Annotated in this window: 7 protein-coding genes; 4 read left to right on the top strand and 3 right to left on the bottom strand. The window is 45.9% G+C overall.

Going from position 1 to position 8,912, the window contains the following annotated elements:
* Positions 1–111 precede the first annotated feature (111 nt).
* Positions 112–1,242, top strand: a complete 1,131-nt coding sequence (locus tag QUA54_RS10435; protein WP_333414526.1) for a serine/threonine-protein kinase — start codon at positions 112–114, stop codon at positions 1,240–1,242.
* Here the strand turns inward: QUA54_RS10435 and QUA54_RS10440 are convergent.
* Positions 1,221–1,448: a hypothetical protein gene (locus tag QUA54_RS10440; protein ID WP_333414527.1), complete on the bottom strand. Its 228-nt coding sequence runs from the start codon at positions 1,446–1,448 to the stop codon at positions 1,221–1,223. The two genes, QUA54_RS10435 and QUA54_RS10440, sit on opposite strands and share 22 nt — an antisense overlap.
* A gap of 357 nt (positions 1,449–1,805) precedes the next feature.
* Here QUA54_RS10440 and QUA54_RS10445 point away from each other — a divergent pair, with 357 nt between their 5' ends.
* Together QUA54_RS10445 and QUA54_RS10450 are read left to right on the top strand one after the other, a co-directional pair.
* A complete protein-coding gene (locus QUA54_RS10445; protein ID WP_333414528.1) occupies positions 1,806–5,288 on the top strand; it encodes a PAS domain S-box protein in 3,483 nt (1,160 codons plus the stop codon).
* A 481-nt stretch (positions 5,289–5,769) separates the two neighbouring features.
* Positions 5,770–7,041 carry an FAD-dependent hydroxylase gene (locus tag QUA54_RS10450; RefSeq protein ID WP_333414530.1) on the top strand — a complete coding sequence of 424 codons (1,272 nt, stop codon included), beginning with the start codon at positions 5,770–5,772 and terminating at the stop codon, positions 7,039–7,041.
* 253 nt (positions 7,042–7,294) lie between these two features.
* Here the strand turns inward: QUA54_RS10450 and mazF are convergent, their stop codons facing one another.
* Together mazF and QUA54_RS10460 are read right to left on the bottom strand one after the other, a co-directional pair.
* Positions 7,295–7,639, bottom strand: a complete 345-nt coding sequence (mazF, locus tag QUA54_RS10455; RefSeq protein ID WP_333414531.1) for an endoribonuclease MazF — start codon at positions 7,637–7,639, stop codon at positions 7,295–7,297.
* Positions 7,636–7,878 (bottom strand): AbrB/MazE/SpoVT family DNA-binding domain-containing protein, encoded by a 243-nt coding sequence (locus QUA54_RS10460; protein WP_333414532.1) that lies wholly within the window; start codon positions 7,876–7,878, stop codon positions 7,636–7,638. The genes mazF and QUA54_RS10460 overlap by 4 nt, the downstream gene beginning before the upstream one ends.
* Before the next feature lie 410 nt (positions 7,879–8,288).
* Between QUA54_RS10460 and QUA54_RS10465 the strand changes: the two genes are divergently transcribed.
* Positions 8,289–8,912: hypothetical protein (locus QUA54_RS10465; RefSeq protein ID WP_333414533.1), on the top strand; the 624-nt coding region annotated here is incomplete at its 3' end.

Raw genomic sequence — 8,912 nt, forward strand, 5'->3', positions numbered from 1 at the left:
ATCTTTCAATTTGTAGACAAAGCTATCAAAGTTAAGTCAAATCCTGTATAACAGGAATCTAGCGATAGAAAAATGCGTGGCTCCTGTACCAATCACTTAACACCTGAAACTATGACGGTAGAAGAAGCAATAATTTTTTTGGACGATCTGGTATACGAACAAACGGAAAAACACCTAAGTCGGTTGCAACAGTCGATAATTCGAGGCGTTGTAGGGGGTTTGACGTACAAAGAAATTCAGCAAAACGATCCGATCGCCCGCGGGTACACAGTGGGCTACCTGGGGCGGTATGTCGGCTACAACTTGTGGAAAGATCTCACCAAGGTACTGAAGCAAGCAGGAATTATTGGACAAGAAGAAAAAGTAGTCGGAGCAAATCTTTGGGACTGCATCATGAGATCTGTACAAAAAGGCACACAACCCGGTAAACCTACCGATCCGCTATTGGGCAAACTCATGCGGATGCGTTACCGAATCACCGAACATTTGGTGAGTACCGAGTACAGCGATACGTATCTTGCTGAAGATGAAAACTTGCCCGATCGCCCTTTCTGCCTTGTCAAGCGCCTGAAAAGTCAGTCGGAAAGAACCAGCCAGTTATTCGATCGAGAAACGCGGGTTTTATATCGATTGGGCCAACACGATCGGATACCAGAATTGTTAGCTCGCTTTGAAGAAGATAGATATTTTTATTTAGTCTATCAATTCATCGAAGGGCAACCCTTGTATCAAGAACTAACCGAAGGTCAACCTTGGGAAGAACATCAGGTTATCGCTTTGTTGAAAGATATCTTGGAAGTGCTTGTTTTCGTTCACAAACAAGATGTAATTCACCGCGATGTACACCCTCAAAACTTAATCAGGCGGACATCAGATGGCAAGATTGTATTAATTGACTTTGGGGCGGTTAAAGAAATCAACACTTCACAAAACAGCATCGGTCAAACGAAATCGCGCGGCGGTACTCAGCAAGACTACATCCCCCCCGAACAAGCCATCGGCTCGCCGAAATTTTGCAGCGACATTTATGCTGTCGGGATCATCGGGATTCAAGCCTTGACAGGGATGCGCCCGAAACAACTCAGAGTTGATAATTTAGGCAATCTCATCTGGCAGAAAAATGCAATTGTCACTCCGCAGTTTGCTCGCGTTTTAGACCAGATGGTGCTGTACGCTTTCCCCCAGCGTTACCCCTCAGCAACCGAAGCTTTGGAAGCACTTCAAAAGTTGGGAGTTAGTTGACAGTTGACAGTTGTCAGTTGACAGTTGACCGTTACCAAATCCGACTTTAATATCCCCTCTTTAGTCCGCGCAGGCGGACTTTGTTTGTGTAGTACCGGTTTCAGACCGGCGAGTCTTATCTGTTGTGCCGATCGCATTTCCCACAGATGCTGCTGCCGCTTGACAATGCGAGTGATCTTGTTGCCGATCGATTCATCCGCTACCATTATCCCTCGATGCACTGAGTAAAAACACTCGGTCTTGCCGATGAATCGGGCGCCAACTTCAGAGATATAAGGCCCAAGGAACAAGGAACAAGGAATTTTTTTTAATTTACAACCAAGAAAAATTATTGAATTCTGCCGGATGCCTTCTACATAAGAGCCTTCAACCTTCATTTGACTATATATCTAAAGTTAGATAAAATAATTCATGTTTTATGCTTAGCAGTTTGAAAAAGATCTCAAGCAGCTTTGTATAGGGGGCAACAATATCACTACAGTGTTTATTGTTACCTTGGATACGTAGAAAACCAAATAATTTGAGGGATCTAGAAATTGGAACTTTTTGAAGGAGCACAACCAGTGCAAACGCCATTAACCCCAATGGCGGCAGTCCAGTCTTTTTCCAAAAAAGCTAGTATTGCAGTAATCGCGATCGGCTGTACAGTCATTTTGGGTTGGATATTCGATCTGCCACTCTTAAAGAGCATTCTGCCCGGACTCGTGACCATGAAAGTCAATACTGCGGTCTGCTTTATTTTGAGTGGGTTTTCTCTGTTCATCCAACAGCGACGGCGCGCCGAATCAACAGCAATAAAGCATCAAATAATTACTAAATTTTTAATTTTTAGCTGCTCATTTTTTATTATATTAATTACCTTCTTAACCCTAGTTGAATATAGCTTTAATTTAGACTTAGGCATCGACCAACTGCTATTTAAAGAAAGTTACACCTTGACAAGCCCCGGAACACCAGGACGGATGGCACCAAATACTGCTACTGCTTTTTTATTGCTGGGAACAGCCCTGCTGCTGCTGTCAGAACGCCGCCCTAAATATCTAGGGGTTCAAATCTTAAGCTGTTCAGCATTTTTTATTGCATTTCTGGGTTTAATCGGCTACATCTACGGCAAAGCTTTATTTTACAGAATTGGCGATAGTACAGGAATGGCTTTGCACACGTCCGCAGCATTTATGTTGCTGAGCTTTGGCATTTTATTTACCAATCCAGAGCGAGGATTCATAGCAGTAATTGCGAGCGATCGCGCTGGCGGCATCATGGCGAGGCGCTTGTTGCCGCAGGCAATCATTATCCCGCCTTTAGTGGGTTATTTGATCATCTCGGGAGAGCGCTTACAAGCCTACAGGTCTGATGTAGGAATATCGCTTTTAAGCGTATTGAACGTGATTATTTTTACTGTTTTAATTTGGCAGAATGCAAAAACTCTCTGCACCGCTGACCGGAAGCGCTATCGAGCGGAACTGGAACTGAGGAAAGCTAAATCAGACTTAGAAAATAAAGTTGAGAAACGGACTCTCCAACTGCAACTCGCCAACGAGCAATTGCAGCAGCAAATTATCGAATCTCAAACAACAAAGCAGGCACTCCAAAATAACTACAACCTATTGCTGACAGTCATTAACAGTACACCAACAGCCCTATTTGTAAAAGATATTCAGGGCCGTTACATGATGCTAAACGCTGCCGGAGCCAGTATAATTGGCAAGTCTGTAGAAGAAATTATCGGCAAAGATGACAGCGAGTTATTTCCGCCGGAAATTGCGGGCAATATTAGGAAAACAGATCGCCCAATTATGGCAGCGGGAAAAACGCAAGCGATCGAAGAAGAGCTGCCAGTTAAAGGCAATTTGAGGACATTTCTTTCTACAAAAAGCGCTTACCGAGACGGGCAAGGAAATATCAGCGGTATAGTTAGCATCGCGCGGGATATTACCGATCGCAAACAAGCCGAAATAGCCAACAGCAGTCTGGCCGCAATTCTGGAAGCAACACCGGATTTTGTAGGTATCTGGGACCTCGAAGGACGCGCCGTTTACATCAACAAAGCAGGCAGAAAAATGGTGGGTATAAACGAACACGAAGATATATCCAAGCGACAAGTTGCAGAATTCACGGCAGCCTCAGCCCGCAGCACTTTGAAACAAGCGATCGCCACCGCTGTTTCCGAGGGCTTTTGGAGCGGAGAAACAGCCTTCGTGTCAGGATCGGGACTCGAAATTCCCGTCAGCCAGGTTATCATCTCCCACTCCGCACCAGGCGGCCAACTCGCATACATTTCGACGATCGCCCGCGACATCAGCGATCGCTTCCAAGCTGAACAAGCGCTGCAACTGTCTCAAGCTCGTTTCGCCGGCATTTTAGAAATTGCCGACGACGCGATTATTTCCGTAGATGCTGACCAAAAAATTATCCTGTTCAACCAAGGTGCAGAACGGATTTTCGGGTGGACGGCTGCTGAGGCAATCGGGCAATCCCTGAGCCTGCTGTTGCCCGAAGCTTTTGCCGCCCCTCACAGCCACCTCGTCAGTAATTTCGGCGGCGGCGTTAAACAAGCCCGAAAAATGGGCAGCCGCAAAGAAATTTTCGCCCGCCGCCGAGACGGTACGCAATTTCCCGCCGAAGCTTCTATTTCCAAACTCGAAGTGGCAGGGGAAATCATATTCACAGCAATTTTGCGCGACGTGACAGCCAGCCGGCAAGCCGAAGAATTTGTGCGTCTGAGCGAAGAAAGATACCGATCGCTGGCAATGGCCACCGCGCAACTGGTATGGACGACAGACGGCCAGGGAAAGCCGATCTCACCGATCGACTGGATGGCATATACAGGTCAAAGTTGGGAGGAAGCTACAGACAATTGGGTTTCGGCAATTCACCCAGACGATCGCCCGATCACGGCCCAAGCTTGGAAGCGCGCAGCAGAAACCAAAAGTCTCTACGAAGTCGAGCACCGCTTGCGGGCTGCAGACGGCAGCTACAGACACTTCTGGGTGCGCGGAGTTCCAGTTTTAGCAGAAGACGGCAGCATTCGCGAATGGGTGGGAACTCACACCGACATTAGCGATCGAGTCCAAGTTTTGGAAGCACTCAAGCAGTCCGAGGGACTGTATCGATCGCAAGCAGCCGAGCTCGAAAAAGCTGTCCAGGAGTTGCACCAAGCTCAAACTCAACTAATCCAAACCGAAAAAATCTCTTCTCTCGGGCAGCTAGTCGCCGGCGTCGCCCACGAAATTAACAATCCGATTAACTTCATCTACGGCAACATCACCCACGCCAGCGAATACGCCACAGACTTGCTCGGTTTGCTCAACCTTTACCAGGAAAAATACCCCAATCCCGTCCCGGAAATTGTAGAAGCAGCCGAAGATATTGAAATCGATTTTTTAATGGAAGACTTTACAAAGATTTTGGAATCAATGAAAGTAGGAGCCGATCGCATCCGCGACTTAGTTGTATCCTTACGCAACTTTTCCAGACTCGACGAATCGCAGATGAAGCTAGTAGACATTCATGAAGGAATCGAAAGCACTTTGCTAATTTTGCAGCACCGGATCAAAGCTAATGTAGTTCGTCCGGCTATTCAAATTATCAAAGAATACGGCAATTTCCCAAAAGTCGAGTGCTATGTAGGTCAGCTCAATCAAGTATTTATGAATCTTTTAGGAAATGCGATCGACGCCCTCGAAGAGTACAACAATCATGCTTCAAGCGAAATCGAAATCTCTTTTCGCCCCAAGACAATTCGGATTAGCACGAGTGCGAATTTAGACACAGTAACAATTCGGATTGCCGACAACGGGATGGGAATCAATCAAGAAGTTATTCACAAGTTATTCGACCCATTTTTTACTACTAAACCAGTCGGCAAAGGCACAGGCTTGGGACTGTCAATCAGCTATCAGATTATAGTTGAAAAACACCGAGGCAATTTGCAGTGTGTTTCCGCGCCCGGGGAAGGTGCAGAGTTTGTCATAGAAATTCCCATTTCCCAAAAAGTATCAGCGCTGGCTGCCGAAAACACAAAGGAAATGGTCAATCGATTTTAGATTTTAGATTTTAGATTTTAGATTGAAGCATTGACCCCACGGATAAATTTGGGGGCTTGTTTATAGGATACAGGTTTTTTATTTGTCCACGGATGAAGCCGGAGGCTTTCAGTCATTAGTCAGTAGTCATTAGTCATGAGTCATTAGTCATTAGTTTGAGGGCTCACCCATCGGGGGCGAGAAACCCGGTTTCTAGGAGTTTTGCGTTTAGTGACGAGAAATATAGGAAGAAACCGGGTTTCTGAGGTAGCGAGATATAGAGGACACGGCAATGCCGTGTCCCTACCGAAAATAATATTGTAGGGACACGGCAGTGCCGTGTCCTAATTTTGGCTAATAATTCCGATGCTACCGGAAACGATATGAAACCCTTGATTTTCACGAATGCCGGTACTCTCCCTTTCTCGATCGCCCTAAATCGAAATAATTCTTTACAATAAAAAAGTAACATTCCAATTAACTTTGACAACCTCCCTTGAAAATGCCTGTAAACGAACTTTCTCCCACAACAGCCTCCACCGAAACACAGACACTCGACTTTGACATAGCCATCGTCGGAGGCGGCATAGTTGGGGCAACCTTAGCCAGCGCCTTAAAAGATTCCGGCTTAAAAATCGCCATAATTGAAACCCAACTCCCCGCAGTCGCAGCAGCAAAAAAACAAGCTTATGCAATTACCTTACTATCAGGAATGATTTTAGAAGGCATAGGCGTATGGCAACAAATCTTGCCGCAAATCACCACCTTCGAGCAAATTAGCCTCTGCGACGGCGACTATCCCGGTGTCGTCGAATTCCACCGCCCGGATTTGGGAAATACTGGCAAATTACCCGTACCAAAAACAGCTTTAGGTTATGTCGGCGAGCACCGAGTCATGCTGTCAGCTTTGCACGAATGTTTGGCAAAAAACCCGAATTTTAGTTGGGTTTGCCCGGCGGAAGTAGTCGAGGTAAAATATTTAACCGATTGCGCCGAAATAGAAGTCAAACAAAACGGTGAAACTCGCACAATTCGCACCAAATTATTAGTCGCCGCCGACGGTTCGCGATCGCGCATCCGCAGCGAAGCCAACATCAGCACTCGCGGCTGGAAATACTGGCAATCCTGCGTTGCTATCACCATTAAAGCAGAAAAACCGCACAATGATATCGCTTTTGAGCGCTTTTGGCCGAGCGGCCCGATGGGAGTCTTACCATTACCTGGGAACCGCTGTCAAGTAGTTTGGACAGCACCCCACGCGGAAGCAAAAGCTTTGCAACAAATGGATAAAAAAGAGTTTTTGACTTTGTTGGAACAGCGCACGGGGGGGATTTTAGGGCGTTTGGAATTGGAGAGCGAGCGCTTTTTGTTTCCGGTGCAGTTAATGCAGAGCGATCGCTACGTTTTGCCCAGATTAGCACTAATTGGCGACGCCGCCCACTGCTGCCATCCCGTCGGCGGCCAGGGATTAAATATGGGCATTCGAGACGCAGGGGCGATCGCCCAAATCTTGCAGCAAGCGCACCAAAAAGGCGAAGACATCGGCGATTTGCGAGTATTGAAACGGTATCACAACTGGCGCAAAAAAGAGAATTTAATCGTGTTAGGATTTACCGATTTTCTAGACAGATTATTTTCTAATACTTGGCTGCCAATTGTAGCATTTCGCCGCTTCGGATTGTGGTGTTTGCGGACTATTCCCCCAGTGAGGTTTTTAGCCTTGCGGCTTATGACAGGCTTGATGGGGCGGCCGCCAGAATTAGCGCAAAATTAGAATAAACCGCGTTTTTTACGATATGTAAATAATCCTCGTAGGGGCGGGTTTTACCAACCATAATCGCCTGAAACAAACAATCTCGAAAACCCGCCCCCACCCAACCAACAATCATCATGATCCAGGTTGATGTGGGTTATTGGTGATGTGGGGGCGGGTTTATCTAGATGGTTGGTAATTGTTAGATATTGTTGGTGAACCCGCCCCTACAAAATATGGTGTTCGTAGGCGCCCCAACTAAAGAAACCGGGTTTTACAGTAACAATGGCTCAATTTTAGTTTGCACCTCCTCAATCACATCTTCAGATACAGACTCAACGAATCGAACACCGCGAACCTTCCAGTCTAGACACTTGATTTGATCTGCAAGGATTACTCCTTGAACTTTCAATCCAGTCGGTAGAGGAACTTCAAAAGGATAGCCTTTTTGTTGTTTTGTAATCGGCATAAATAAAGCTAAGGAGCTTTTCTCATTGTAAGCACGAGGCGACAGCACAAAAGCAGGTCTAAGTCCCTTTTGTTCGTGTCCCTTAGTTGGGTCAAAGTCTAAATAAACGATATCGCCTCGACTCGGAATGTAGGGATTTGATTGTGTCACCAAACTTCATTCCCCACACCAACTCCACTATCAATCTCATTATGAAGATTCTCTGGAGTAATCGCTTCAACCAACTCCTCAAGTGAAGATCGCCGACGAGTTATCGGCTCGATCGTCAGCCTACCATCTATCAATACAAACTGCACTTGGGAACCTTCAGCTAAGTTAATCTCTTTAGCTAAATGCTGTGGAATCCGAACAGCAAGACTGTTTCCCCATTTGGCGATCGTTGCAACCATAGCCTAATCCTCTAGCTAGTGATATTACTCTGAGGAATTCACATTTTTTCAGTATGTATATACAGAGTGTCTACAGTATAGCAACTAATAGTAAAGTGGTGTCGCCCATAACCGCCAGGGATTGAAACCCCTGGCTAATAGCGAAAGTCGGTTGAAACCCACTGAAAAGCTGAGATAAAAATCAAAAAAATTTTAGTCCTCTTAAGAGGACTTTTGCTATGAGACAGGGGTTTAAACCCCTGGCCGACTATCGGGCTAACCGAGGTTTCTGGCCACTCGCGCACAATCAAAGAAACCGGGTTTTTTCCCATCTCTTCGGCTGTAACCAAATATTCTCGAAAAAACCCGGTTTCTGGCCACTCATCGAATCATGGTAAAATAAACATCGGTGTTACTGACAACTCCCCACAATGGAAGAAACCCGCGCCCAAGCTTATCTGCAATTGATTGAGACACTCCTGAATGGCCCCAAAGGTGAGGAACAGCAGATTTTACAGGCTAACTTAGAATTGGTAGATTCGGGGTTTCTGCAAGTTTGCGAGGTAGTAGCAGAAAACCTGGCAGAGGAAGGACAGGAAAATCACGCTAATTTTTTACGGAATTTGGCCAGTCAGCTAGGGCAATTATTGGGGATGAATGATGAGGGAGATAGCGATCGCTCCGAAGGTGAAAAGCCCCAAGAGTATGGAAAGTTTATCCTAGACTTGTTGCAAGCAGTAAAAGATAGCAAGAGCGATATTAACGTAATTAACCCCATGCTGGCCGGGCGGCAACATCTCCTTAATGACCGTTTTGCCTATATTTTACAGCAAGTAGCCCAGCATTTAATTGCCGAACATCCCGAAGCAATTGAATCTATTCTCGGCGACATTGGAAACTTGAGTATTCATATTCGTGACTTTCCGCAGGGGAAAAGAGCGAATAATCTTGAAATTGCCATTACCGGTTATCAAATACTTTTAAATAATTGGGAATCGGGAAGCGAAAATTGGGCAAGGACGCAAAATAATCTGGCAATTGCCTACGCTGAGAGA

This window comes from Microcoleus sp. MOSTC5, assembly GCF_036701825.1.
Taxonomy (GTDB): Bacteria; Cyanobacteriota; Cyanobacteriia; order Cyanobacteriales; family Microcoleaceae; genus Microcoleus; species Microcoleus asticus.

What these genes read in the sequence shown, in the direction of transcription:
- QUA54_RS10440 (WP_333414527.1), bottom strand. Translation starts at nt 1,448, where the DNA reads ATGGTAGCGGATGAATCGATCGGCAACAAGATCACTCGCATTGTCAAG.
- QUA54_RS10450 (WP_333414530.1), top strand. Translation starts at nt 5,770, where the DNA reads ATGCCTGTAAACGAACTTTCTCCCACAACAGCCTCCACCGAAACACAG.
- QUA54_RS10435 (WP_333414526.1), top strand. Translation starts at nt 112, where the DNA reads ATGACGGTAGAAGAAGCAATAATTTTTTTGGACGATCTGGTATACGAA.
- QUA54_RS10460 (WP_333414532.1), bottom strand. Translation starts at nt 7,878, where the DNA reads ATGGTTGCAACGATCGCCAAATGGGGAAACAGTCTTGCTGTTCGGATT.